Genomic DNA, 25587 nt, shown 5'->3' on the forward strand with positions numbered 1-25587 from the left:
GATGAGCTCGCGCGGCACGCGAGCGCAAGTTTATCGCACTCACGCGCGTTGTCCGCGCGGTCCGTCAGACTTCGTCGGCGCGAAACGCATCGCGCAGCCACATGAGCCTGCCGCTCTCGAATGCGACTACGTCGAAACGGCACGTGGGCTCGTCGCGCGGGTGGCGGTTCGTCGCGGCGTGCGTCGCGAGATAGTGCCGCGCCGCTCGCACGATGCGCTGCCTCTTCTGCCAACCGATGCTCGCGGCGGCACCGCCGTAATGCCGCTGCGCACGCGCGCGCACTTCGACGAACACCAGCGCGCCATCGCGATCGCTCATCACGAGATCGATCTCCCCGCCCCGACAGCACACGTTGCGCGCGACGAAGCGCAGACGTTGGCGCTGCAAAAATTCTTGTGCGCGTGCCTCGAAGGCCGCGCCGACGGATTTGGACTGGTGAGCGGCGGAAAAGTTGTGGGCGGTTTTCGGGCTGGCGTGTCGGGGCATCTTTTGCGCAGTCTTCGGCACGGCCTGCTCGCGCAAGCCCACATGGCACAATGTCGGCCTCGTTCCGTCTGTTTGTGTCTTCCGTGTCATGACTCCTCTCTCCGAACTCGCGCAAGGGCAGCAGTACCCCGCCGCCGCGCTGTATGTGGTGGCAACGCCGATCGGCAACATCGCCGACATCACGCTGCGCGCGCTGCACGTGCTCGGACTTGCGGACCGCATCGCCGCCGAGGACACCCGCAACACCGGTCAGCTGCTCGCGCGCTACGGCATCTCGAAGCCGCTCGTCGCCGTGCATCAACACAACGAGCGCGCCGCGGCGCAGCGCGTGGTCGAGTATCTGCGGGCCGGCGAGCGCGTGGCCTACGTGTCCGACGCGGGTACGCCGGGTATCTCGGACCCCGGCGCCAAGCTCGTCGATGCCGTGCGCGAGGCCGGCTTCGTGGTGGTCCCGCTGCCCGGTGCGAGCGCGCTCGCAACCGCGCTCAGCGCGACCGGCGACTGGGTCGCGACTTTCTCGTTCCTCGGCTTCCTTCCGCCGAAACCGAAGGCGCGCGCCGCCGCTTTGCAGGCGCTCGCGCAACATCCTCACGCGATGGTGTTCTACGAGGCGCCGCACCGAATCGTCGAGACCGTGCAGGCGCTCGCCGATGCGTTTGGCGGCATCCGCCGTCTGCTGATCGCGCGGGAACTGACGAAGTTACACGAAGCGCTGCATCAGGGCACCCTGGCCGAAGGGCCAACGTGGCTCGCTGCCGACGCGAACCGGCAGCGTGGCGAATTCGTGCTGGTGGTCGAAGGCGCGGCGCCCGAAGCGGCCGACGAGCAAGATCACGACGCGCTGCTCGGCATCCTGCTGGAAGAATTGACGGTGAGCAGCGCGGCTAAGGTCGCGGCGGCGCTCACGGGCGCATCGCGCAACGTGTTGTATGCGCGCGCGCTGGCACTGAAGGAAGACAAGCCTGAAACGTGAGGGTCGAGCCCGGCGGATAAAAGGCTGACGGCAATAGAAAAGGGCCGCATGTCGCGGCCCTCCGATTTTCTGCAGACAGTTGGTTCAGCCTACGCGGCATCGCCGCCACGTAACGTCACATCACTTGTTCGAATCCGAGTTCGACGCGAGCGTCTCGTTCAGCTCGGCGCGCGCCTCCTGCTGCGTGAGCCCTTCGATCTTGACCCGCGCGGTGCCGGTGTGGCGCATGTCGAGCATGGCGGCGGCCGCCATCGACAGGTCGATCACGCGGCCGCGGGCGTACGGGCCGCGGTCGTTGATCCGTACGATCACCGAGCGCGAATTGGCCGGATTGGTCACGCGCACGTACGAGCCGAGCGGCAGCGTGCGATGCGCGGCGGTCAGGGCATGCATGTCGTAACGCTCGCCATTGGCGGTGCGGCGGCCGTGAAAGAAGCGTCCGTACCACGACGCGCGTCCGATCTGATGGAAGTCCGCGACGTCGACGCCGTCGTCGGTAAGCGGCTGCGCGTCAGCCAGCGGCGACGCGGGCGCGTTCGACGCGCTCGGGCTCGAGGCCGGCGCGCTACCGAACGATTGCGGTCCGAAAGAGCTCAGGTGCGTGTTCTTTGTACTTTGCGGCGTGTCGTTCGCGGACGTATCGCGCGCGCCCGGAGGCGTGGCACAGCCGGCCAGTACAAAAAAGGCAAAAAGAGTCCCTAGACCACGGGTTAGCCGAGTTTTCATAAGACGTGCAATCACATTGTCGAGCCGCGTCACCCGCAAAACTGCTGGATATGTTGCTTGCGGCTCCGGCGGCAGGGACGACAACGCGCCGCGCGAAAAAGCGCAGTACGTCAAAGCCCGGATACGGCTCACTCAGCCGCTACCGCACGGTTAATTTTCACGTCTGGCGCAACCTGTCCCCGGCAGCCTGACCAGACCCCACATGCCGCCAACTGAACGTGGCAATGACACGTTCTTGCGCGCGCAACTCAGCGCGCAGGAACGGCGGCGTAGGCCCCACCCAGCGTCCCGGAGGTTAATCCGTAGCAGGCGCGCGGCGCCTGGCTGGGCAAGACGTGTGCATCGAACGCATCGATACTGGATGGCCGTCGGCATTCCGACAGCCCTTACTTGAACGGCGAGCGGCATTCCCTTTTTGTGGGAACGCATCGCCTTGTGGCAGCACAATTCCTAGTGCTTGGAGTCCATTATACCCAAAACTTTTTTTTAGGATGGCAAGCTGCTCAAAAACTTGACCAATCTTCACATTTATCGCAAAAATGGGCATACGAAAAGACTGAGACGGGCTGTGAGCCGACCCCGTCGCACGGCCGGCGGAGACGGTCGCGAGGCCCGGTACAATCAACGTTTTCCCAGCGTGTCGTCCAGCCATGAAAGTCACCCTGATCCCCGTCACGCCGTTCCAGCAGAACTGCTCGCTGCTCGTTTGCGAGGCCACCGGGCGCGCGGCCGTCGTCGATCCGGGCGGCGACCTCGACATGATCCAGCGCGAGATCGCACGGCAGAACGTGACCGTCGAGAAGGTCTTGTTGACTCACGGCCATATCGATCATTGCGCCGGCGCGAAGACACTCGCCACCCACTACGGCGTGCCGATCGAAGGTCCGCATCCGGACGAACGCTTCTGGCTCGACAAGCTGCCGGACCAGAGCACGCGCTTCGGCTTCCCGGCCGCCGACGCCTTCGAGCCGGACCGCTGGCTACAAGACGGCGATACCGCGCAATTCGGCGACGAAACCTTCGAGGTCTACCACTGCCCCGGTCACACACCGGGCCACGTGGTTTTCTTCAGCCGCGCGCACCGGCTTGCGCTGGTTGGCGACGTGCTGTTCGCCGGCTCGATCGGCCGCACGGATTTCCCGCGCGGCAACCATGCGGACCTGATCCGCTCGATCCGCGACAAGCTCTGGCCGCTCGGCGACGACGTCACGTTCGTGCCGGGCCACGGCCCGACCTCGACGTTCGGCGCCGAGCGCCGCACGAATCCCTACGTCGCAGACGGAGTGGGCGCATGAGCAGCGAAATCTATGTGAGTACCGACGTCGAAGCGGATGGCCCGATCCCCGGCCCGCATTCGATGCTGAGCTTTGCATCCGCCGCATACACCGAAGACAAGCAGCTGATCGCGACGTTCTCGGCGAATCTCGAACTACTCGAAGGCGCGGCGCCGCATCCGGTGCAGGCGGCGTGGTGGAAGACCCAGCCGCAAGCGTGGGCGGCCTGCCGCCAGGACTTGCAGAAGCCCGAAGCCGCAATGACCGCCTATGTCGAATGGGTCGAGGCGCTGCCGGGCAAGCCGGTGTTCGTCGCGATGCCGGCCGGCTTCGATTTCACCTACATGTTCTGGTACATGATGCGCTTCGTCGACCGCTGCCCGTTCTCGTGGTCGGCGCTCGACATCAAGACGCTCGCGTTCGCGATGACCGGCCTGCCGTACCGCAAGAACATCAAGCCGCGCTTTCCGAAGCACTGGTTCGACGATCATCCGCATACGCACGTCGCGCTCGACGACGCGATCGAGCAGGGCGCCCTCTTTTGCAACATGCTGAAGGACTTGCGCGCGCGTCAGCCCGAGCTGCCGGCCGACGGCAAGGATGATGGGGACGGCTCAGGGCAAAACGCCGCTCCCGACCCGGTAAATTAGGCAATCTCGCTCGCGGGAGCCGTTTTACATTGCGTTTCGTTTTCGCGCCCTCTACCATGCGTTGATACGGCGACGCTAACGGAGGCGCAGTTGACACTCGATACGTTCTCACAGAAGATCCTGCGCCTGCTGCAGCTCGACGCACGCCGTTCCGTGCAGGAAATTTCCGACCAGGTCGGGTTGTCGAGCACGCCGTGCTGGCGGCGCATCAAGGACATGGAACAGTCGGGGGTGATCCAGCGCTACACGGCGCTGCTCGATCGCGAAAAGCTCGGCTTGCACGTGTGCGCCCTCGCGCATATCCATCTGACGCGTCACACCGAAGGCGGCGTCGAGCAGTTCGAGCGGGAAATCGCCACCTGTCCCGAAGTGACCGAGTGCTACAGCACGACCGGTGAATCCGATTACATCCTGAAGATCGTCGCGCCGGATATCAAGGCGTATGACAGCTTCCTGCATGAACGCATTTTCAAGATTCCAGCCGTCGCGCAGGTGCGCACGAGTGTGGTGCTGCGCGAAATCAAGTTCGATACGCAGTTGCCGTTGTGACGGGTGCTGCCGCCGCGGCCTGCATGGAGGTTCGCGACGTCGGGTGTCCGAAACTCATCGAACTCAGGCGGCGCTGTGAGGCTCCGTGGCGGTCGACCGACCGGGGCGCGCGACGCCGGTCGCGGGATCCGCCGCCGAACCGCCTTGCGCGGCCGAAATATCCCGTTGCAGCAGCACGTCGAGCTTGCGCGCGCCGAGACGACGCTTGAGCGCCGCCAGATCGACGCGGCCGAGCGACTGCGCCTCGCTTTCCAGCAGACGCGCGGCCTCGGCGCCGCCCGCAGCCCCCCCTTCACCGGATGCCGCCGCCGGCAACACCACCTCCACGTCGAGCCCGGTGCTCAGGTAATGCAGATTCACCGCTGCGGCCCGCAAGCCGCCTGCCGCCAGCGCCGCGTCGACTTCGGCGGTCACCCGCTCGCGCGGCGGCAGATCGACGGGTGGATGCGCGAGCGCATCGTTTTCCGGATCGACGTGGATCAGCGCGTCGAGCACGCGCTTGTCGCGGAGCACGCGCAGACGCGCCGACTCCGCGATGTAATGCCCTTCCGACACAGAGATCATCGGATCGACCAGGATGTGGGCGTCGACGAGCGCGAAATCGCCCATCTTGCGCGTACGCATTTCGTGCACGTCACGCACGCCGGGGGTGGACATCAGCAGCGCGCGCATGTCGGCGGCGGCGGCTTCGTCCAGCGCGCGATCCGACAGGTCCTGCAGCGCGTCCCAGCCGAAGGTCCAGCCCATGCGCGCGACCATGAAGCCGACGATGGCCGCCGCGATCGGGTCGAGCAGTCGCAAGCCGGCGAGACTGCCGATCACGCCGATCCCCACCACCAACGAAGACGCCGCGTCCGAGCGCGCGTGCCATGCGTTCGCGATCAGCATCGCGGAACGCACACGCTTCGCCTCGCGCAGCATGTAGCGAAACAGCGCTTCCTTGCAAACGAGCACGAGCGCCGCGACCGCGAGCGCGCTTAGGTGCACGGCCGGAATATTTTGCAGATCGGCGAGCCGCGTACCGGCGCGCCACAACATGCCGACGCCGACCGAGATCAGCAGCGCGCCGAGAAATAACGACACCACCGTCTCGTAACGGCTATGCCCGTAATTGTGATCCGCGTCGGGCTTTGCCCCGCTATGCCGATTGGCAATCAGCACGACGAAATCGGAAATAAGATCCGCAAGGGAATGGACACCATCGGCAACTAACGCCTGTGAGTGCGCGATCGTGCCGATGACGATTTGCAGCGTCATCAACACGGTATTGAGCGCAATACTCGCAAGGGTACTTTTGCGCGCAACGCGCTGCTTCTCTGTGGTTTGGGCGATCGAGGCGGACTGCATGCTGAAATGGCGGAAAGGTCGATTGATGCTATTGTAGCCGCCGCGAATCGAACGCGCAGGTGAGGCGCAAAAAAACGTTTTAAATCAGTCGCTTATCTAAACGAAAAGCATTCGCGTTCCAGCTATCTGAGTGCTTGCGACAAAAACCCGGCGTCGCAAATGACAAAAACCGCGCCCTGAACGGTGCGCGGTTTTTTGAGATTCTGCAGCAGGCTATAAACGCGGCGGATTGCCCGTATTCGTATTACGCGCAGGCAACGCTTACCACCCGCCGGATGGTCATTACTTCTGGATCAGAAACTTTTCGCGATCAAGACCCGCGATCCACCGCGGCGGCTTGCCGCGCCCGGACCACGTGCTGCCGCTTTCCGGGTCGCGGTATTTAGGCGCGACGCCTGCGCGCGGGCGGCTCGCCTTAGCGCCCTTCGATGCACGACCGCCGCCGAGTTCGCTCAGCGAAATGCCGTAGTCCGCCATTTTCTGCTTGATTTCATTCAAGACTTCCGCGTATTCGCGCGACTTCGCTTCTTCAATCTGCTTTTCGAGCTTCTCGCGCTGCGCGAGCAGTTCCTTGTAAGAAGACATAGGTTCCCTTGTGGTATGGATAAAATGAACGCCAGTCTTATGCCGACTTGCCTTTGAAGGTTTCATGCCTCGGAATTTGATGGCGAGATTAACACAAAATAGAAAGCTTGGAAAAGCACCGGGGAAAATTTAGTTTAAATTCGTTTCAAAAAATTTCCAGAGCTGCTTCTGTGTCGGGGCTGCGGCCTTCCAATTAGCTGATTCGCATGTAGCTGAAAAAAATCCATCTGCATGCATATTTATACGATTTAACTATCAGAAAATGAGACTTCGGACGTCTATTGCTCAACAAACATTTCACCGCATGAAAGCTTCGTCCACGATAAGCGCACTATTGAGACAGGAGCCCGCGCATTGCGACTGGCCCATGCGCGTTTCCCGATAAACGATAAATGCTTAATTCGTATGCCGCTCGATGCAGACTTCGAGCGCGGCGTGCAATGTCCCGGTATCGGACCGCGCGCCATCGAATGCGAAACGGTGGCGCGCGCCGTTGCGTTTCAGATCAGCGCCGTAGCGGTCGACGCCCAGCAATTCGACGCCCCCCGCGCCACTTAGCCGGCGACCGAACTCCGCGATCAGCGCGTCCTCCTCGCTGGCTGCAAGCGGCGGCAATCGATCGAGTTCGGCGCCGTCGAGCCAGCCCATCGCGCCAAAGCCGCCGATGTAGCGCAGCCGCTCCAGATTCATGATCCAGAAGGTGAAATCGCCCAGCACCAGGTAGCGCTCCGCGTCCGGGTGATAGCGCAGATAGCGCCGCACCAGGTCCGGACTCGAATCGACCGGCTCGAAGCGGCCGAGCAGCGTGACGCGCTGGCCACCCAGCACGTCGCCGTCGGGCGCGTCGACGGCCAGAAAGCCGGCGCGCGGATCGGCTTGCAGGTTGTGCGTGTGCTCCGCGAGCCGGCTGACAAGGATCGTCGGACGATGCCGCGCGTCCGGCGCGAATGGCAACACCGACGGATACGGAAAGCCCTCGGGCCGGCGCGCGTGCGTGGCGAGCGTGCCGACCGCGGCCGTGTGCAGCAGATGAAGCGGAGCGTGAGCGGGAATGTTCAACTGAGCGTTCCTCGGTGATTAGCGATGAGTCGTGAGTGGCAGAACGGCCGCCGCACGCGGCAGTGCAAAAGCCAACGCCGCCGCCCCGACGCATGCGTTCGGCAACGCTGCCTGGTCGCAGCCGCATCCATTCGATCGTATGCGCCGGAGCCCGCGGCTCCAAGCATAAGCCTCCACGCTTCGATAGAATCGAAGATCCGCTTTCAATGCGCTTTCTCGCGCACTCCGCCTCGAGACCTCCGTGCCCGATCACCAAGCCTCCGAATTCGCCGTTCTGCCCGCCGCGCATCGCAATCTGTCCGTCACTGCACGGCAACGCGCACGCATCGCCACGATGGCGCTGTTCTTCATCGCCGGCATGATGTACGCGTCGTGGGGCGTGCACGTGCCGACCGTGCGCGACCGCTTTCATCTGAATCCGGCGATGCTGTCGTTCGCGTTGTTCGCGGTGGCGGGCGGATCGATCGGCGCGATGGTGACCAATGCGTCGTGGATCGCGCGGGTCGGCACCCGCCGCGCCTGCCTGAGTGGCGGCCTCGCGATGGCCGCCTGTGCCGCGCTGATTCTCGTCGTGCCGGCGTACTGGATCCTGCTGGTCGTACTGGCCGTCTTCGGCGCGGGCATGGCCACGCTCGACGTCGCGATGAACGCCGAAGCGAGCGCCGTCCAAAAGGCCCTCGGCAAGCCGATCATGTCGTCGCTGCACGGGATGTTCAGCCTTGGCGGCATGTTCGGCGCGGCGGTCGGCGGAGCGCTGCTGTCGCGCGGCATGGCGCCGGCGCTGCATCTCGCGCTCGCCGCGGCGGTCAGCGCGCTCGTGCTGATGCTCGCGTGCCCGTCGGTGCTGCCGCACGTGCCGCATGCCGAGCATCCCGATGCCGCGACGCCGCGCGCGAGCCGCTGGCGCTCACCGGCGCTGTGGGCGCTCGGCACGATGGCACTGGTCGCGCTGATCGCCGAAGGTGCGATGTACGACTGGGCCACTGTTTATATGCGCGATGTCGTGCTGGCGACGCCCGCGCTCTCGAGTGCCGCCTACGCGGCGTTTTCGGGCGGCATGGCGGCCGCGCGTTTTGCCGGCGACGCGGTGCGCGCCCGCTTCGGCGCGCCGCAGCTCGTGATGATCAGCGCCGCGCTGGCCTGCGCGGGGATGGTCGATGCGCTGCTGCTGCCGAATCCGGTGGCCGCGCTCGCCGGCTTCGCGCTGATCGGCCTGGGCCTCGCGAACATGATGCCGGTGCTGTTCGCGGCGGCGGCGAGCGTGAAGGGCATTCACGCGGCCGAGGGGCTCGCGCACGTCGCGGGGCTCGCCTACTTCGGGTTGCTGCTCGGTCCAGTAATCATCGGCGCGGTAGCGCAGGTGACCAATCTGACGATCGGACTGTCTGTCGTCGCCGTCTGCGCCGCGATGATCGCGCTCGTCGGACCGAGGGTGCTGCGGCGTTTGAAGATCTGACGCAAACGCAACGCCCAAAAGAAAAGGCACGCAAGCCTCACGGCCTACGTGCCTCTTTAGCGGCAAATCGAAGTACGGCGCCACGCCGCCTTCGACCACAACGAATTTACATCTTCACGACGTCGAGCAGCGTCTTCTTGCCTTGCTTGTAGCTGTACAGCGAGATCACGCCGTGCTGCAGGTCGCCCTTCGAATCGAACGTCGTTTCGCCGATCACGCCCTTGTAGTCGGTCGTCGGCATCGCTGCCAGGATCTTGGCCGGATCGGTCGAGTTAGCGCGCTTCATTGCGTCGACGACGATGTACACCGCGTCATACGTGAACGGCGCGTAGATCTGGATCGGCTGACCGAAACGCTTCTCGTACTTCGTTTCGAACGCCTTGCCGCCCGCCATCTTTTCGAGCGCCATGCCGGCTTCCGAGCAGACGATGTTGTCGGTTGCGTCGCCGGCCAGATCCGACAGCTTGTCGGTACACACGCCGTCGCCTGCCAGCACCTTCGCGCGCAGGCCGAGCTGCTTCGCCTGCTTCGCGAACGGGCCGCCGGTTGCGTCCATGCCGCCGTACATGATCGCGTCAGGGTTTTCGCCCTTGATCTTCGTCAGAATCGCGCGGAAGTCGACGGCCTTGTCGTTCGTCGCGTCATGCGATACGACCTTCAGACCGAGCGCCTTCGCCGTCTTCTCGAACTCGTTCGCGAGACCCTGGCCGTAAGCGGTCGAATCGTCGACGATCGCGACGCTCTTCACCTTCATACCCTTCGCCGCGTAGTTCGCGAGTGCCGGGCCTTGCTGCGCGTCGGTCGCGACCACGCGATAGGTCGTCTTGAAGCCCTGCTGCGTGTAGGCCGGATTCGTTGCCGACGGCGAGATCTGCACGATGCCCGCATCGCTATAAATCTTCGATGCCGGGATCGAGGTGCCCGAGTTCAGGTGGCCGACCACGGCGACGACCTTGTCGTCGACGAGCTTCTGCGCAACCTGCGTAGCCGTGCGGGGGTCGGCCGCGTCGTCCTGCGCGTCGAGTTGCAGCGTGACCTTCTCGCCGCCGATCGTGAGACCCTTCGCGTTGATTTCCTCGACGGCGAGGCGCGCGCCGTTTTCGTTGTCCTTACCCAGGTGAGCGATACCGCCAGTCAACGGCGCGACGTGACCGATCTTGACGACCGTGTCGGCCGCGGCCGATGTTGCCAACGTCGCGAACAGCAACGCCGCAGCGCTGATCGGCAACAGCTTTTGAATTTTGATGTTCATGTGAGTCTCCAGTTTCGGTCAAAACAACGTAATCGCCCTGTGCCCCGCTTCCCCTACACGTGTCGCTCAGTCCCGTGGACGACCACGCCGGTTGCATCGTTCATGCACTTGGCCAGTACGTTTACCGGACTGTTTGTGGCAGTTGGCAAACCGTACTTGCGCGCAAGTGTAGGCCATCAAATTAATTTGGGGGAATTTTTTGAGAAAGTGGGAACAACACTAATAGCGCAGTTTCCGCGCGAGCCACTCGCGGCTTGGCGGATCGGGCCGCAAAGCCCCGTCCCATGCGGGTTTCCGCTAATCAGGAAGTATCTCCGCAGACGCGGATTCAGCCTTTTTCCGACTTATGTCCCGTGTGATTCGAAGGGTTTTTCAACTCGAAAAGGTGGCGTACCGCACAGGATTGTGAGTACGCCAAAAACTTCTGAATCGAGTTTAAATCGGCCCGGCAATCAACGCTTGAACGCGGCGCTCCGCACGGTGGCCGGCCGCGTGCAAACGCGGGACGCGATGCGCTCGCCAACGTGGTCGCGAGATGCGCCGACATGCGCGAATCATCACACGCTGACTGTATCCATACGCCCATCACGGAGAAATGAATCGTCGAGATCGTTTCAATCGCCTTACGGGAATCGAACCGCGCCGCATCAACCGCGAGGCCCCGTCCCGCCTCGCTGCAAGCCGTTTCTTTTGATGGCAAACTAACCGCCCGTTGCAGGGCCTGGCGGCCTTGGGCGTTTCGTACACACCGACCTCGCGCGGGGTTCGCGCAAGTCAATGGAGAACAGCATGAGCACGACTTCCCGATGGATCGACATCCCCGCCGGCAACGACAGTTTCGGCGGCTACCTCGCGCTGCCGAAGGGCGGCAAGGGACCGGCCGTCATCATCATTCAGGAAATCTTCGGCGTGAACAGCCATATCCGCTCGGTCGCGGACCAGTACGCGCAGGACGGCTATGTCGCGCTCGCCCCGGACGTGTTCTGGCGCGTGCAGCCGCGCGTCGAATTGACGTATGACGGCAAGGATCGCGAAAAGGGCATCGAGCTGATGCAGAAGACCAGGCTCGACGACGCGGTCGCCGACATCGGCGCCGCCGCGGCCGCCTTGCGCGCGCTGCCGGAAGTCACCGGCAAGATCGCGGCGATCGGCTACTGCTTCGGCGGCCGTCTCGCCTACCTGACCGCGGCGGCCGGTTCGGTCGACGCCGCTGTCGCCTATTACGGCGGCGGCATCCACAATCATCTCGACCAAGCCGCGAACGTCAAGGTACCGATGCAGTTCCATTACGGCGAGCTCGACGCGCATATCCCGCCGTCGGACATCGGCCAGATTCAGGAGCGCTTCGCGGGTCGCGCCGACGTGCAGTTCAACATCTACCCGAACGCGGAACACGGCTTCAACTGCTCGGAGCGTGCGTCGTACAACCAGCGCGCGTCCGCGTTGGCGCATGGCCGTACGCTGACGTTCCTCGGCGAGCGGATGTAATTCGCGGGTCCGGCACCCAGCCGGACCCGCCGCGTTGCTCATGTGATCGCACCACGAGTTCGACGCAGCATGCCAACCGACCGCGAGGGCTCAACCGACGTGCAATCCGACTATCTCGCTCATGACGCCATCGGCCTGGCCGAACTCGTGCGCACGCGCCAGGTCAGCGCGCGCGAACTGATCGACGTCGCGATCTCGCGCACCGAGGCCGTCAATCCCGCGATCAACGCGGTCGTTCTGAAGGACTACGATGCGGCACGCCAGCGCGCGTCGCGCGACGACGCGAATCGCGCGAATACCGTCAACGGCGTGAACGGAACGGACGGCTCCGCCGCCCATGCGGCGCTCACCGGCGTGCCCTTCCTGATCAAGGATCTCGGCGCTCCCGTTGCGGGACTGCGCATGGCGATGGGCAGCCGCCACTACCGCCACTTCATTCCGACGCAGGACGCGCCGGTCGTCGCGCTCGCGAAAGCGGCGGGTCTGAATATCTTCGCGAAGACCAGCACGTCCGAACTCGGCCAGATGCCTTATACGGAGCCCGAACTATTTGGCGCGTGCCGCAATCCGTGGAACCTCGATCACACGCCGGGCGGATCGAGCGGCGGTGCGGCGGCGGCAGTCGCGGCGGGCATCGTGCCGCTCGCGCATGCATCGGATGGCGGCGGCTCGATCCGCATTCCGGCATCGTGCTGCGGACTGTTCGGTCTGAAGCCCTCGCGCGGTCGTGTGCCGCGCGCGGCGCCACCCGGCGCCGGTGAGCTCGGCATCGATCACGCCGTGTCGCGCAGCGTGCGCGACAGCGCGTTGCTGCTCGATCTGCTGGCCGGCAACGCCGAGCGGCCAGCCGGCGCGCCCGGCACCTTTCTCGGCGCGACGCGCGAGCCGTGCAAGCCGCTGAACATCGCATACGTGACCGAGCCGATGCTCGCGCCCTCGCTATCGGCCGATGCGCGCGCCGCGCTCGACGACGCCGCGCAACTCGCGAGCTCGCTCGGCCATCGTCTGGAGCCGGTGTCGCTCGGCGTCGATTTCGCGGCGGTCCGTCACGCGTTCCTGACGCTGTGGTCGGTGACCGCCGAAGACCTCGTGCTGAACGCGGAACGCATCACCGGCCACAAGCCCACACGCAGCGAGTTCGAGATTTCGACGTGGGCGATGGCGCATGTCGGCCGCAAGATCGGCGAGCAGGGCTTACCGGCCGCACTCGACGAACAGCGCCGCATCACCGAACGTCTGACCGATCTGCTGAACCGCTACGACGTGCTGTTGTGCGCGACCCTCGCGTCCGCGCCGATCAAGATCGGCGAGATGCGGCCGAGCTCCGTCGAGCGCATGCAAATGCGCGCGGTGACGACGATGCCGCTAGAACCGTTGATGAAGAAATTGCTGTTCGAAGCGTCGAATAAGGCGTTCGCGTGGGCCGGCTGCACGGAGCTGTTCAACCTGAGCGGCCAGCCAGCGATGTCGGTGCCCTTGTACTGGAACGCGCGCGGGCTGCCGATCGGCGTGCAGTTTGCGGCGCGTAGCGGCGGCGAGGCGACGCTATTCAGACTCGCCGCGCAACTCGAGGCGGCACGGCCGTGGTTCAACAAGCGTCCACCGTTGATGAATGCGCGGCGCTAACAATCCAGCGGCCCGCTGCAATGAAGTGTTGAAAATCCAGCCCGGCTTGCGCTTCGCGACGTGCGCCGCATGCGGCGCAGAACGCCACGATGCGCGCCGTCACGGGATGCGCCGCGATGTCACCGCGCATCCCGCGGAGAGCCTGCCAGCACGACTCAGGCAGGTTTGATCAGGCCTTCTTGTTATAGGCGCTGCACCACCCCGCGGCCGCGACCTGCTTGCCCGCGAACATCGGGCAGGGGCCGTAGGCGTCGCCCGCCTTGCCCTGAAAGAAGCTGCAGTTGCTGCATTGCTCGCCAGGCGTGTATTTGGCGAATTTCGCCTTATCGACCTTGCTCGCGTCCGACTTGTAGCCAAGCGCCTGCGCGGTCGGATCGGTTTCGGAGAGTTTCGGCGCGTCGGCGAACGCCTGGCGCGACAGCGCGAACGTCGATGCCACACCGATGCTGGTGATCAAAAACGTACGACGGGACGATCTCATGGGGACTCACTCCATTTATATTGAAATCAACGCCGTTCTGACGACAGCGTTCGCCAAGCATAGCAACGAAGCCGTCCCCCGTGAGCATCGAAATGGTAGAGATAAGCGCATTGGCACGATGCAACCGCGACCTCACGCGCGCCCGGCCAGTTCGCAGACCCGCTGCGCGATCGCAAGCGATGCCGTCAGCCCCGGCGACTCGATGCCAAACAGATTGACGAGCCCGCGCACGCCATGCGCGGCCGGCCCCTGAATCACGAAGTCCGCGGCGGGCTCGCCGGGACCCGACAGCTTCGGACGAATGCCGGCGTACGCGGGCTGCAATGCGTCATCCGGCAACGCCGGCCAGTACGCGCGAATCGCCGCATAAAACGACTCCGCGCGACGCGGATCGACGTCGTAATTGATCGTGTCGACCCACTCGACGTCGGGACCGAAGCGCGCCTGACCGCCCAGATCGATCGTCAGATGCACGCCGAGGCCGGCTTCGTTCGGCATCGGATAGATCAGGCGGCTAAACGGCGCGCGTCCTGAGATGCTGAAGTAATTGCCGCGCGCGAAGTAAAGCGGCGGCACGTGGCGGGCGTCGAGTCCGCGAATCTTGCGCGCGAGCGCGTTCGCATGCAGACCGGCGCTGTTGATCACGCAGGCGGCGCTGATCGTGCTCGGCGCCGCGCCGCCGACTGTGACGGCGAAGCGGCCGTTGCGCGCCTCGATCGCCTCGACCGGTGCATGGAATGCGCACACGGCGCCGTCGCGCTCGGCATCGCCTTGAAGCGCGAGCATGTACTGATGACTATCGACGATCCCGGTCTGCGGCGAAAACACCGCCTCCACGCATTCGAGCGCCGGTTCGAGCGCCTGCGCCTGATCGCCGGTGACGCGCATCAGGTCGAGCACGCCGTTGTCGCGTCCTTTGGTCATGATGCTTTCGAGCTGCGGAATCTGATTGCGCGACGTCGCGACAAGCAGTTTGCCGCAGCGCGAATGCGGCACGTTGCGCTCGGCGCAGTAGTCATACAGCATTTCGCGACCGCGCACGCACAGCGCGGCCTTCAGCGATCCGCGCGGATAATAGATGCCCGCGTGGATCACTTCGCTGTTGCGTGAACTCGTGCCCACGCCGATCGCGTCGGCGGCCTCCAGCACGATCACCTCGCGCCCGCGCGCCGCCAGTGCCCGCGCCGTCGCGAGGCCGATCACGCCGGCGCCGATCACTACACATTCGATCTGATCCATATCCGTTGACGCGGCCCATTGCGCCGCGCGCTGCCTCGTTCAGCCGATGGAAGGAAGATTGTACGACCCGGTACAGGCGGAGGTGACAAACAGTCGTTCGCGCCGGCCAGGCGATGGCGATGCAAGCTCGCTCGATTTCGCGATCCCCTGCCGAAAACAGAAACAATTGCCCCGGCATTCACCGTACGCACGATACGAATTGCCGATCCGAACCGTCTAAATCGCAGAAAAGCGGGGTTTGACGCAAAAAAATGGCCAAAAACCTTAGAAACCGATCGCTTTTCGCCGATTTCCGTAATCGACGCGGATGTCGGCCGGTTCGATCCGGTCGCGTCCCGCGATGCGTGCCGCGCCGAAACCGTTCAGGATCGCGCGGCGCATCTGGCGCGGCGACGCACGCTTGAGCGCATCGAGCGTCGCATCGCCGAGCGTCTCGGGAAAGCGCAGACCCCAGTTGTGCGCGCCGCGAATCTCATCGTAGATACACTGCGCGATGCGACGCGCGCCTGCGTGGTCCGGCGGCGGGATCTCGTAGACGTTCATGCGGTTGAGGATCGGCTCGGGGATCGCGCATTCGTCGTTGGCGGTCGCGATCCAGATCACGTTGCCCGCGTTGATCGGAATCTCGGCGAACTCGTCGATGAAGCTCTCGGCGGTGTCGTGTTCGAGCAGCGAATAGAGCGCGCCGAGCGGATCGTATTGCGAATCGCCGCTCGCCTTGTCGATTTCGTCGACGGCGATCACCGGGTTCGCGTAGCTGCCGTTCACCAGCGCATCGAACACCTTGCCCGGTTTCGCGTTCTTCCATTGCGACGACGCGCCCGACAGAATCCAGCCCGCCGTCAGCGAACTCATCGCGACGTATTGGTACGCGGTGCCGAGCAGGCGCGCCAACTGCTTCGCGAAATGCGTCTTGCCGATGCCGGGCTCGCCGAGCAGCAGGATCGGCATCAACTCGAGTCGGTCCTCGGTTTCGAGGCAAAGGGCGACCTGCTTGCGGATGTCGTCGAGCGGTGCTGAAAAATTGGGCAGCGCGTCGATCAGATCGTCGATCGACGGCATCCGGTTCGGCTTCACGCAGAAGCGCAGATTGCCGGTTTTCAGCATCTTTTCGTAAGTCGCGCGCAACGCGTCGTTGGCGCCCTCGCCGAGACCGTTCAGCGCGGTTTCGACCTCGTCGAGGTCATACACCCGGCTGAACGAGGCCACCGCGATTTCCTGTTTGACCATTGCTGTCGTCATCGCTCACCCCGTCTGGCTGACCTGCGGCGGCGCCTTGTGGGCACCGGTTCGAGTCCAGTGTAGCGAGGACGTCAACGCGTGCAAGCCAGCAGTCGTGCGGCTCTGCTGCTAACAACCGCTGGCATTCCCGTCCTTTTCTGGAATGTATTGTTGCTGAACCGGCGCGCGCTGACCGTGTCAGAAATCGTTGCGGCCATCGGGGGTAAGATGGCTCTCTAATTGTTACGCCGGGGCAACCACGCAACCGACGCGTAAGCGGAGATCCTTCCATGTGGAAAACCAGTATCGTGGCCATGCTGCTTGGCGCTTCGTTGCTCGCCCACGCGCAACAACGGCCAGCGCAGCAGGTCGTGCAATGGCAGTTGCAGGTAGTGAAAGATGGTCAGCAGATCGATTCGTTCGACGCCACCACCACCGTCGGCCAGACGCGCACGGATACCCATCACCAGGTCGTGCAACACGACGTCGGCTGCAAGGACCAGCCGGCCGGCAGCATCGATCTGTCGCGCACGATCACGGTGTCGCCACTGCGCGTCGATTCCGAGGGCGTGATGTTTTCCATCGACACGCAGGAAACGCTCGAGGACGACAACGCGCGGCGCACCGACATCGGCTGCAAGCTGCCGCCGCAGCCGCGCCAGGTGAGCGCGAGCCACCCGGGTCTCGTCGTGCCGCCCGATCAATGGGCGAACTGGACGATCGTCGATCACAATCCGAACCTCGTGTACCGCGTGCATGCGACCGTGGTGAGCAACGGTGCGAACAGCAACGGCACGACTGGCGGTATCAGCGGCAATGGCGCCGCGACCGGCAGCAGCAATCCGAACTAGCAGGAACAACGCGCCCTACCGACGCGCTCAAACAGAACACGGGGATACCGCGGCATGCGAAACCCAGAAGAATTGATCCGCGAGAACCTCGCACCAAACGATTTCGTCGCGGTGAGCTGGAACCTGCACAAGGGCCGCACGCCGCTCGGCTTTCAGGCCTGGCAGGCAATGCAGCGCTGGGTTCAATCGACCCACGCGGACGCGTACTTTCTGCAGGAAGCAATGGCGCGGCGCATGCCGGCCCCGGTATTGGCGAGCAGTTTCGGCGCGCCGATCGATGATCCGCTGACCGACGTGTGGCATTGTCAGGCGACCGAGATCGCGCGCTCGCTCGAGCTCGAAGTCGCGCTCGGCCCGAACGTGTTCAAGCCGTCGTGGCGGCACGGCAACGCGATCCTGTCGCCGCATCCGCTCGATCTCGGCGGCCGCTGGGACATCTCCGCGCATCGCTTCGAAAAGCGCGGCCTGCTGGTCGCGCGTGCGACGTTCGGCGGACGGCTCGTCACGCTGCTGTGCGCGCATCTTGCGCTGACGCGCCCGGCGCGGTTGCGGCAGATGAACTGGATCGCGCACTGGATCGCGAAGGAAGCGCCCGACGGTCCGCTGGTGCTAGCCGGCGATTTCAACGATTGGCGCAACGACTCGGTGCCGCTCTTTCGCGAGCACGGCTTGCAGGAAGTCGCGACGCTGCTCGGCGAACCGGCGCGCACGTTTCCGGCGTTCTCGCCGGCGCTGTCGCTCGACAAGATGTTCGTGCGCGGCATGCAGCCCGTCGAGTGGATTCAGCCGACCCAGGAGACCGCGTGGCTGTCCGATCATTTGCCGTACATGGCGAAGTTGCGGGTGGAATGAGCGCTTCTGCTTCTGTTCGTGCGCTGTCCCCAGCGCAAGGTGCGTGCGCGCTCTCACGCTAACTACGCCGTCACTGTCGATGCGGCGTCCAGCTCGACGCCGCTTCGATCTGTTCCCCCGGCTGCAACACGCAACCACCGGCCTGCTCCCGCAGACCGACCGCGCTGAAGCAATCCGTCGTATTCGTGACCGGCTCCACGCAGAGCTGCGGATCGTTGGCCGGCGCGAACACGACCATGTGGTCGAACGGCGCGTCGGCGCGCATCGTAATCGGCATACGTCGGTTGGAAAGACAGCCCGCCGCACGCTCGCGAGCGAAAACCGTGACGCGTCGCAGCGAGCGTCACGGCGTTCCCGATCTTCGTCCTGTTTTCGCTTATTGACTGTCTTCGCGCAACGTCCAGACTGTCGCCGTATTCGTGTTGTCGTCTACCGCGGTGAACTGCAAGCGACGCTTGCTATCGAGGCCGAAAGCGAGGCCAAATGCGGAGCCCGGCGCAGCGTCGACTGACATTTGGGCGACGAATTGGCCGTCAACGGTGAACTCGACGAGTTCGCTGGGATGTTCCGGGTCGGGGTTGACCGCGTCGCCGTTCGCGGTAACGAGATGCCCGTTGGGTGCGAGCGCCAGCGCAAGTGGACCGTGGAGGTGCTTGTTGTCCTGGTAAATCATCCGGCCGATGCCGCCGTCGTGTTTCGCGGCCGCAGCGCCGTAAATGGCGAACACCGCGTTGTCACCGGTCGAGGCGACGTAAAGCACGTCATGCGATGGGTCGTAAGCCAACCCTGTCGGGCCGACCACGAGCGCCGCCGGATCGGTGCGGTGCACATAGCCTGACGCGATGATGGTCGAACCAGGCAGCATCTGAACGCCATCCTCGCCGATGGCAAGATCGATCCGCGCGACCTTTCCGTTCAACACATCCGAGACGAAGACCCGGACGAATCGCCCCCCGTCGATCACGGTGAGATCCCAGGGGCCGTCCAGCAGGTTGGGATCTTTCAGCTCCTTGACGAGCCCGCCCTGAGGGTTGATGACGAGCAACGAGCCCGGCGCGACGACGTGCTTGCCATCCGTGGTTGGCACATTGCCCACTAGCACGAAGCCGCTTCTTAGCACGGCGAGCGCCGTCGTGAGACCGAGATTGTGTCCCTGGAAGAAAGTCACCGGATCGCTATTGGACACGAGCTTGACGATCGTCGTACCGGTTCCCTGCAGATTCAACTTCGCATTGAAATTCGACACCACCACATCGCCCGGTTTGAGCGTGCTCCAGGACGGCACGCCGGTCGGCACGAACGCCATGCCGTACGGATTGACATCGCCGTTGGCGGGAACGGTCGATGAGGTTACCGACTGCGGCGGCAGAATCGCCTCCTGAGCCTCGGCCCCGACAGTCCCCAACGATAAAGCCAGCAGACCGGCTCGACACACCGCACGACGCACGCAGCGCGATGCGCGTGCCCGTATCACCAACCCGTCGACGCCAGTGTATGAACCGAATGCAGATATCGCACGAGAAGCTTCCATTTGACACCCCCTACTCGCATGGGCGGCCGTAGCCGCCAGGACGAGTCGCGCAGCCACCGCACTGCCTGGTTTCGCGCGACTCGCGTCCTGCGTAAACGAGGCAACGTCTGGCGTATTCCCAAAAAAATCGCGCGGTGTGAACGATGTCGAACCAATGTCGCACGCGAACTATCCCAATGGCGCCGGCCAGGTTGCGCCCCATTTGCCAGTTTTCTCTGCAGGGTCAATGCTGCAGCGCACGCCGCCTTTCGGTATCATCCTGAAATTGTTGCCCGCGCGGCGCGTCGCTTTCGCGCCTGCCGGACAGTCAATGGCAGCCACTCTGCGCGGCGTTCGCCGAATCGCCGTACCCCGCTGAAACACGGCCGCACTCACGCCAACGTACTGCGCGGCGCCAGCAAGCCGGTGCCGCCGCTGCCGGTCCGGCGACCCGCTTGACCAGGCTCGACCGCCGCGCTGCGGCCCCGCTCCGGCGGACACGCTAAAATAGCGGATTGCGCGGAAGTCCCGACCACGGATCACCGCAGCATCGCCCTTGCCGTGCCGGCCGGCTCAGACGACTGGCCGCCTTTGTTTTCGCACTATCCAAGAAGCCATGAGCAACCTGAATTCACAAACCGTCCTGAGCGTCCATCACTGGACCGATACGCTTTTCAGCTTCACCTGCACGCGCGATCCGTCGTTCCGCTTCGAAAACGGCCAGTTCACGATGGTGGGCCTGCAGGTCGAGGGCAAGCCGCTGCTGCGCGCATACAGCCTCGCCAGTGCGAACTACGAAGAGCATCTCGAATTCCTGAGCATCAAGGTGCAGGACGGCCCGCTCACGTCGCGTCTGCAGCACCTGAAGGTCGGCGACGAAGTGCTGATCGGCAAGAAGCCGGTGGGCACGCTGGTGGCCGACAACCTGCTGCCGGGCAAGACGCTGTGGCTGCTGTCCACTGGCACGGGTCTCGCGCCGTTCATGTCGATCATCAAGGATCCGGAGGTCTACGACCGCTACGAGCGTGTGGTCCTCACGCACACCTGCCGCTTCGTCGACGAACTCGCGTACAAGGAATACATCACCGACCACCTGCCGGCGCATGAACACCTCGGCGAGTTGGTGCAGGAAAAGCTGCTGTACTACCCGACCGTCACGCGCGAAGCGTTCCAGAACCGTGGCCGCATCACCGAGTTGATCGAAACCGAAAAGCTGTTCGCCGACCTCGGCGTGCCGGGTTTCTCGCTCGAGGACGACCGGGTCATGCTGTGCGGCAGCCCGCACATGCTGCGCGACACGCGCAAGCTGCTCGAAGACGCGGGTTTCAAGGAAGGCAGCAACAACGAGCCGGGTCATTACGTGGTCGAAAAGGCCTTCGTCGGCTAAGCCGGCATTCCCGCTTCGCGGCCCTCACGCCGCGAATTCCAAAAAGGAGCCTCCGGGCTCCTTTTTTGTTGCTTCGTTACAAATCGGAGCCGGTTACAGGACTCCCGCTGTCAGGATTCTTCTGACAGAACGATCTGATGTAAATATCATGTAATCTCTGAGCATCCTGCGCTAACCCTTGGTGCAACTGCTTTTTTTGTCTTTTTGAGATATGATCGCGCGGCGAGATCAGACGAATCAGTGCATCAATCGTCATCAAGCGGACTTGTTACTGAATGTAAATTTCGTTACCTTGGGCCATCGTGTTTTCGCCCGTCGCCCCGCGCGCTCGACGGCGAGGCGCAAAACCTCGTGATTCGCAGGTTTTCGTGCCGCCTGTGTGCGCCCGCTTCGCTTTCCGCTCCGCTTCCTGAGAGGGAAATTCATGGATACGTCGACTGCCGTCCCGTTCAACGCTGCGCTGGCCTCGTCAGCGCAGCGTGATGGCTTCGACATGCCGTTGCACGCCGCACGCGAGATCGAGCGGCTGCGCGCGCGGGTGCGCGAGCTGTCGGCCGAGCTGGTCGACGCGCAGGAGAGCGTGCGCCGTCACGTCGCGCGCGAGTTGCACGACGGCGTCGGCGCCGAGCTGACCGCGACGCGCTTCGCGCTCGCCGGCATCGAAACCTGGCTGCCCGCCGACGCGCCGTCGCAATGCGCGGCGGCGCTCGCGCTCGCGAACCGTTCGCTCGACGCCGTGTGCGCGGCGAGCCGCGAGGCCGTCGCGCAACTGCACGCGCCGTCGTTCGAGACGGGCGTCGCGGGCGCGCTGAAGTGCTGGGTGCGCGACTTCTCCGCGCGCACCGGCTTGCGCACCACCGTCACATGCAGCGACGACGCGCGGCTCGCGCGCCTGCCCGCCGACGCGGCGCTCGCCGTATTCCGCGTTGCGCAGGAAGCGCTGAATAACGTCGCCAAGCACGCACGCGCGACGTGCGCCGACGTACGCATCGAAACGGGCGCGCGTCATCTCACACTATTGATCGGCGACGATGGCATCGGCCTGCCGCGCGGCACGCGCGAACGCGGTGGCCAGAAAAAATCAGGCGGCCATTTCGGCCTCGCCGGCATGCACGCGCGCTGCGTCGCATTCGAAGGCACGCTGCGAGTCAGCGCCAGGCGCGCGAGCGTTGGTGCTGTCGAGGCCAGCGGCAGTGGCAGCCAAGGCGCCACCGCCTGGCGCGGCACGCTGATCCAGGCTCGCTTTACGTGGCATGCGCTGCTGGCGGCCACCGCCGCGCCGCGCGCCGCCCGGCGCGCACTGCAATCGTGAGCCCGCGACCATGAGCCTGCGCATCCTGATCGTCGAAGATCACGCGGTGGTCCGCCAGGGCGTTCGCCAGTTGCTGCTCGATCGCGGCGTCGCGCGCGAGGTCGCCGAGGCGCAAAACGGCTCCGAAGCGCTCGATTCGGTCGTCCATCAGAACTTCGACGTCGTGCTGCTCGACATCTCGCTGCCCGACATGAATGGTGTCGAGGTGCTCAAGCGCCTGAAGCGCAAGGCGCCGCGTGCGGCGGTGCTGATGTTCTCGATGTTCCGCGAGGACCAGTACGCGGTGCGCGCGCTGAAAGCCGGCGCGTCCGGCTATCTGTCGAAGACGGTCGACGCCGCGCAGATGATCGGCGCGATCCAGCAGGTCGCCGCTGGCCGCAAGTACGTCAGCCCCGAGATGGCCGAGGCGCTCGCCGACTATGTGTCGTTCGACGGCGAGCAGTTGCCGCACGAAAAGCTGTCCGATCGCGAATACCAGACGCTGTGCATGCTCGCGTCGGGCAAACGGCTCACCGATATCGCGGCCGCGCTGTCGCTGTCGGTGAAGACGGTCAGCGTGTACCGCACGCGGCTGCTCGACAAGATGAAGCTGCGCAACAACGCCGAGCTGACGTTTTATGTGATGAGCAACCGCCTCGTCGATCTGAATCCCGCGATGGCGGGCTAGGCCAGCAAACCTCGAACCGTGGCGCACGCGAACGGAGAGAGTCCGTCCCCGTTTGTCGCTCATCCGGTAAAAGCTTGACTTCCGCACCGCCCCCGGCACCGCAAGACCACCAGGAAGCCCCGTCCGGGCGGGAGTTTCCGGCCATCGCCTTGGCCCGCGAAGCGCCGCCGCGAACCAGCCCGGTGGCACGCATCCGCTAGAATTGCGGGTTTTCCCGACATTCGGCGCGCAACACGCGTGCACCACTGGAGACCCACGCCAATGTCCCTGTTTCGCAAAAAGAGCGTCGAGCACATGCTCGCGGCGAGCGCTCAGACCGCCGACCTGAAAAAGGCGCTCGGCGCGCTCGACCTGACCTTCCTCGGCGTCGGCGCCATCATCGGCACCGGTATCTTCGTGCTGACCGGCACGGGCGCCGTGCAGGCCGGCCCCGCGTTGATGATCTCGTTCGTGATCGCGGCGATCGCCTGCGGCTTCGCCGCGCTCGCTTACGCCGAATTCGCGTCGACGATTCCGGTCGCCGGTTCGATCTACACGTACTCGTACGCGACGCTCGGCGAGCTGGCCGCGTGGATCATCGGCTGGGACCTGATGCTCGAGTACGGGCTCGCGACCTCGGCGGTGTCGGTCGGCTGGTCCGGGTATCTGCAGTCGCTGCTGTCGGGCTTCGGCGTGTCGCTGCCGATGGCGCTGAGCGCGGCCCCCGGCGCCATCCCGGGACACGAAACGCTGTTCAACCTGCCCGCCTTCCTGGTCATGATGGCCATCACCATGCTGCTGTCGCTCGGCGTGCGCGAGTCCGCGCGGATCAACAACATCATGGTCGCGATCAAGGTGGTCGTCGTGCTGCTCGTGATCGTCGTCGGCGTGTTTCACGTCACGCCGGCCAACTGGCACCCGTTCATGCCTCACGGCTGGAGCGGCGTGTTCGGCGCCGCCGCGGTGATGTTCTTCGCGTTCATCGGCTTCGACTCGGTGTCGTCGGCGGCGGAAGAAGTGAAAAACCCGAAGCGCGATCTGCCGATCGGCATCATCGCGTCGCTCGGCGTGTGCGGGGTGCTGTATGTGGCAGTGGCCGCTGTCGTCACCGGCATCGTGCCGTCGGAGAAGTTCATGGGCATTTCGCATCCGGTGTCGTACGCGCTGCAGCTCGCGGGGCAGAACTGGGTCGCGGGCTTCATCGATCTCGGCGCCGTACTCGGCATGCTGACCGTGATTCTCGTGATGGCCTATGGTCAGACGCGCGTGATCTTCGCGATGTCGCGCGACGGCCTGCTGCCCGCGAAGCTGTCGAAAGTCCATCCGCGTTTCGCGACGCCGTTTTTCACGACGTGGCTCGTCGGTCTCTTCTTCGGCCTGATCGGCGCGCTGGTGCCGCTCAATGTGTTGGCTGAACTGATCAATATCGGCACGCTCGCGGCGTTCTCGATGGTGTCGATCGCGGTGCTCGTGCTGCGCAAGACGCACCCCGAGCTGCCGCGCGCGTTCCGTTGCCCGGGCGTGCCAGTCGTGCCGGTGCTCGCGGTCGCATCGTGCCTGTTCCTGATGCTGAACCTGCAAGGCATCACGTGGGCCGCGTTCGTGATCTGGCTGCTGATCGGCATGGTCGTCTATTTCGGCTACTCGCGCCGTCACTCGAAACTGGCAAAGTAATGCGCCGTTTCGACGAGGCCACGCCAACGCGCTGAATGCTCGCGAGCACGGCCTCGCTTTCCGCTGATCTATCGATGCGCCCCGTCATGCTCTGCAGACGGGGCGCATGTCGTTGCGGCGGCCCATTGCGTGGCCGCGAGTTTTGTCTTCGTGCGTTCGCGCGCGCCGGACACACTTCCCCTCATAGCGCGCTCACGCGATTTGTGCTTTACTTTTCGGCAGACCTATAAGACCCGCAGCACCCTCGTCGGACCTCGCGAATCGCAGTCAGCACGCAGTCGAAGCAAAGCAGGGGCAACATCAATCACAGGTCCGGTCTCACCCACAGCAACTATCTTGCATGGGATCGTGGTCTGCGCCGAGGCGGGGATCGATACGCCGAAGCGCCCGCTCCGATCAATTAAGGAGACAGCTTCATGGCGATCAGCATCAGTCTGACGGTCAATGGCGCGCCCGTGAGCGCCTCAGTCGACCCTGGCACCTTGCTTGTCCAGTTCCTGCGCGACCAACTCCGTCTGACCGGCACCCACGTCGGCTGCGATACGGCGCAATGCGGCGCCTGCACCGTGCATCTGAACGGCCGCGCGATCAAGTCCTGCAACATCCTCGCCGCGCAAGCCGACGGCGCCGAAGTCACGACCATCGAAGGGCTCGCGCACAACGGCGCGCTGCATCCGATGCAGGCCGCGTTCAAGCACTGCCACGGTCTGCAATGCGGCTTCTGCACGCCTGGCATGGTGATGAGCGCGGTGTCGTTGGTGCAGCGTCAACCCGATCTGACCGGCGACGACGTGCGCGAGCAGCTCGACGGCAATCTGTGCCGCTGTACGGGCTATCACAACATCGTCAAGGCCGTGCTCGAAGGCGCCGCGGGTATGAAGTCCGCCGCATCGAACGCATCTGCCGGCGCGAATGCCGCCGGCGCCACCGCCGCCTGAGGAG

The 25587-nt window shown here is 64.4% G+C and carries 24 protein-coding genes and 1 pseudogene; 14 read left to right on the forward strand and 11 right to left on the reverse strand.

Annotation, left to right across the window (positions count from 1 at the left end):
* Positions 1–64: 64 nt before the first annotated feature.
* Complete coding sequence (locus tag F6X42_RS00270) at positions 65–487, reverse strand: YraN family protein (RefSeq protein WP_376776301.1); 423 nt, start codon at positions 485–487, stop codon at positions 65–67.
* 88 nt (positions 488–575) lie between these two features.
* Here F6X42_RS00270 and rsmI point away from each other — a divergent pair, with 88 nt between their 5' ends.
* Positions 576–1460, forward strand: a complete 885-nt coding sequence (gene rsmI / locus F6X42_RS00275) for a 16S rRNA (cytidine(1402)-2'-O)-methyltransferase (RefSeq protein WP_187632286.1) — start codon at positions 576–578, stop codon at positions 1458–1460.
* Between the two features lie 120 nt (positions 1461–1580).
* Here rsmI and F6X42_RS00280 read toward each other — a convergent pair whose 3' ends face one another.
* A complete protein-coding gene (locus F6X42_RS00280) occupies positions 1581–2186 on the reverse strand; it encodes a septal ring lytic transglycosylase RlpA family protein (RefSeq protein ID WP_187632287.1) in 606 nt (201 codons plus the stop codon).
* Between the two features lie 650 nt (positions 2187–2836).
* Between F6X42_RS00280 and F6X42_RS00285 the strand changes: the two genes are divergently transcribed.
* From F6X42_RS00285 to F6X42_RS00295, 3 genes are all read left to right on the forward strand, one after another.
* The gene (locus F6X42_RS00285) at positions 2837–3481 is read left to right on the forward strand and encodes an MBL fold metallo-hydrolase (protein WP_187632288.1); all 645 of its coding nucleotides are present in this window, start codon (positions 2837–2839) and stop codon (positions 3479–3481) included.
* Complete coding sequence (locus F6X42_RS00290; protein WP_187632289.1) at positions 3478–4110, forward strand: 3'-5' exonuclease family protein; 633 nt, start codon at positions 3478–3480, stop codon at positions 4108–4110. The genes F6X42_RS00285 and F6X42_RS00290 overlap by 4 nt, the downstream gene beginning before the upstream one ends.
* A gap of 90 nt (positions 4111–4200) precedes the next feature.
* Positions 4201–4659 carry an Lrp/AsnC family transcriptional regulator gene (locus F6X42_RS00295; RefSeq protein WP_012431468.1) on the forward strand — a complete coding sequence of 153 codons (459 nt, stop codon included), beginning with the start codon at positions 4201–4203 and terminating at the stop codon, positions 4657–4659.
* 63 nt (positions 4660–4722) lie between these two features.
* Here the strand turns inward: F6X42_RS00295 and F6X42_RS00300 are convergent, their stop codons facing one another.
* The 3 genes from F6X42_RS00300 to F6X42_RS00310 form a co-directional block, all read right to left on the reverse strand.
* Entirely contained in the window at positions 4723–6006 is a 1284-nt protein-coding gene (locus F6X42_RS00300) for a cation diffusion facilitator family transporter (protein WP_187632290.1), read from the reverse strand.
* Between the two features lie 282 nt (positions 6007–6288).
* Entirely contained in the window at positions 6289–6591 is a 303-nt protein-coding gene (locus tag F6X42_RS00305) for an H-NS histone family protein (RefSeq protein ID WP_187632291.1), read from the reverse strand.
* Positions 6592–6987: 396 nt separating this feature from the next.
* Positions 6988–7650 (reverse strand): HugZ family pyridoxamine 5'-phosphate oxidase, encoded by a 663-nt coding sequence (locus tag F6X42_RS00310; protein WP_187632292.1) that lies wholly within the window; start codon positions 7648–7650, stop codon positions 6988–6990.
* A 241-nt stretch (positions 7651–7891) separates the two neighbouring features.
* Between F6X42_RS00310 and F6X42_RS00315 the strand changes: the two genes are divergently transcribed.
* Positions 7892–9106 (forward strand): MFS transporter, encoded by a 1215-nt coding sequence (locus F6X42_RS00315; protein WP_187632293.1) that lies wholly within the window; start codon positions 7892–7894, stop codon positions 9104–9106.
* 106 nt (positions 9107–9212) lie between these two features.
* On the opposite strand, the gene F6X42_RS00320 is transcribed toward F6X42_RS00315, so the two are convergent.
* Positions 9213–10358, reverse strand: a complete 1146-nt coding sequence (locus F6X42_RS00320; RefSeq protein ID WP_187632294.1) for a branched-chain amino acid ABC transporter substrate-binding protein — start codon at positions 10356–10358, stop codon at positions 9213–9215.
* Positions 10359–11147: 789 nt separating this feature from the next.
* On the opposite strand from F6X42_RS00320, the gene F6X42_RS00325 reads away from it, so the two are divergent.
* Positions 11148–11846, forward strand: coding sequence for a dienelactone hydrolase family protein (locus F6X42_RS00325; RefSeq protein ID WP_187632295.1), 699 nt, complete (start codon positions 11148–11150; stop codon positions 11844–11846).
* A 69-nt stretch (positions 11847–11915) separates the two neighbouring features.
* Positions 11916–13472, forward strand: a complete 1557-nt coding sequence (locus F6X42_RS00330) for an amidase (RefSeq protein WP_187632296.1) — start codon at positions 11916–11918, stop codon at positions 13470–13472.
* Between the two features lie 169 nt (positions 13473–13641).
* Here F6X42_RS00330 and F6X42_RS00335 read toward each other — a convergent pair whose 3' ends face one another.
* The 3 genes from F6X42_RS00335 to F6X42_RS00345 form a co-directional block, all read right to left on the reverse strand.
* Entirely contained in the window at positions 13642–13953 is a 312-nt protein-coding gene (locus F6X42_RS00335) for a high-potential iron-sulfur protein (RefSeq protein WP_187632297.1), read from the reverse strand.
* A gap of 132 nt (positions 13954–14085) precedes the next feature.
* Positions 14086–15192, reverse strand: coding sequence for an NAD(P)/FAD-dependent oxidoreductase (locus tag F6X42_RS00340; RefSeq protein ID WP_187632298.1), 1107 nt, complete (start codon positions 15190–15192; stop codon positions 14086–14088).
* A 264-nt stretch (positions 15193–15456) separates the two neighbouring features.
* Complete coding sequence (locus tag F6X42_RS00345) at positions 15457–16434, reverse strand: AAA family ATPase (protein ID WP_187632299.1); 978 nt, start codon at positions 16432–16434, stop codon at positions 15457–15459.
* Positions 16435–16703: 269 nt separating this feature from the next.
* Here F6X42_RS00345 and F6X42_RS00350 point away from each other — a divergent pair, with 269 nt between their 5' ends.
* Both F6X42_RS00350 and F6X42_RS00355 read left to right on the forward strand, forming a co-directional pair.
* Positions 16704–17264 carry a hypothetical protein gene (locus tag F6X42_RS00350; RefSeq protein ID WP_187632300.1) on the forward strand — a complete coding sequence of 187 codons (561 nt, stop codon included), beginning with the start codon at positions 16704–16706 and terminating at the stop codon, positions 17262–17264.
* A 54-nt stretch (positions 17265–17318) separates the two neighbouring features.
* The gene (locus tag F6X42_RS00355) at positions 17319–18116 is read left to right on the forward strand and encodes an endonuclease/exonuclease/phosphatase family protein (RefSeq protein ID WP_187632301.1); all 798 of its coding nucleotides are present in this window, start codon (positions 17319–17321) and stop codon (positions 18114–18116) included.
* Positions 18117–18186: 70 nt separating this feature from the next.
* On the opposite strand, the pseudogene F6X42_RS00360 reads toward F6X42_RS00355, so the two are convergent.
* Positions 18187–18387, reverse strand: a pseudogene (locus F6X42_RS00360) (aldose 1-epimerase); the annotation flags it as partial.
* 105 nt (positions 18388–18492) lie between these two features.
* On the reverse strand, positions 18493–19647 hold the full coding sequence (locus tag F6X42_RS00365) for an NHL repeat-containing protein (protein WP_187632302.1): 1155 nt from the start codon (positions 19645–19647) through the stop codon (positions 18493–18495).
* A gap of 595 nt (positions 19648–20242) precedes the next feature.
* On the opposite strand from F6X42_RS00365, the gene F6X42_RS00370 reads away from it, so the two are divergent.
* The 5 genes from F6X42_RS00370 to F6X42_RS00390 all read left to right on the forward strand — a co-directional run bounded on the left by F6X42_RS00370 (position 20243) and on the right by F6X42_RS00390 (position 25583).
* Positions 20243–21013: a ferredoxin--NADP reductase gene (locus F6X42_RS00370; protein ID WP_187632303.1), complete on the forward strand. Its 771-nt coding sequence runs from the start codon at positions 20243–20245 to the stop codon at positions 21011–21013.
* Between the two features lie 424 nt (positions 21014–21437).
* A complete protein-coding gene (locus F6X42_RS00375; protein ID WP_187632304.1) occupies positions 21438–22325 on the forward strand; it encodes a sensor histidine kinase in 888 nt (295 codons plus the stop codon).
* 10 nt (positions 22326–22335) lie between these two features.
* Positions 22336–22992: a response regulator transcription factor RqpR gene (rqpR, locus tag F6X42_RS00380; RefSeq protein WP_187632305.1), complete on the forward strand. Its 657-nt coding sequence runs from the start codon at positions 22336–22338 to the stop codon at positions 22990–22992.
* A gap of 261 nt (positions 22993–23253) precedes the next feature.
* Positions 23254–24645, forward strand: coding sequence for a branched-chain amino acid transporter BcaP (gene bcaP, locus F6X42_RS00385; RefSeq protein WP_187632306.1), 1392 nt, complete (start codon positions 23254–23256; stop codon positions 24643–24645).
* A 416-nt stretch (positions 24646–25061) separates the two neighbouring features.
* Positions 25062–25583 (forward strand): (2Fe-2S)-binding protein, encoded by a 522-nt coding sequence (locus F6X42_RS00390; RefSeq protein WP_187632307.1) that lies wholly within the window; start codon positions 25062–25064, stop codon positions 25581–25583.
* Positions 25584–25587: the final 4 nt, after the last annotated feature.

It is taken from the genome of Paraburkholderia podalyriae (assembly GCF_014397785.1).
In the GTDB taxonomy this organism is placed as follows: Bacteria; Pseudomonadota; Gammaproteobacteria; order Burkholderiales; family Burkholderiaceae; genus Paraburkholderia; species Paraburkholderia podalyriae.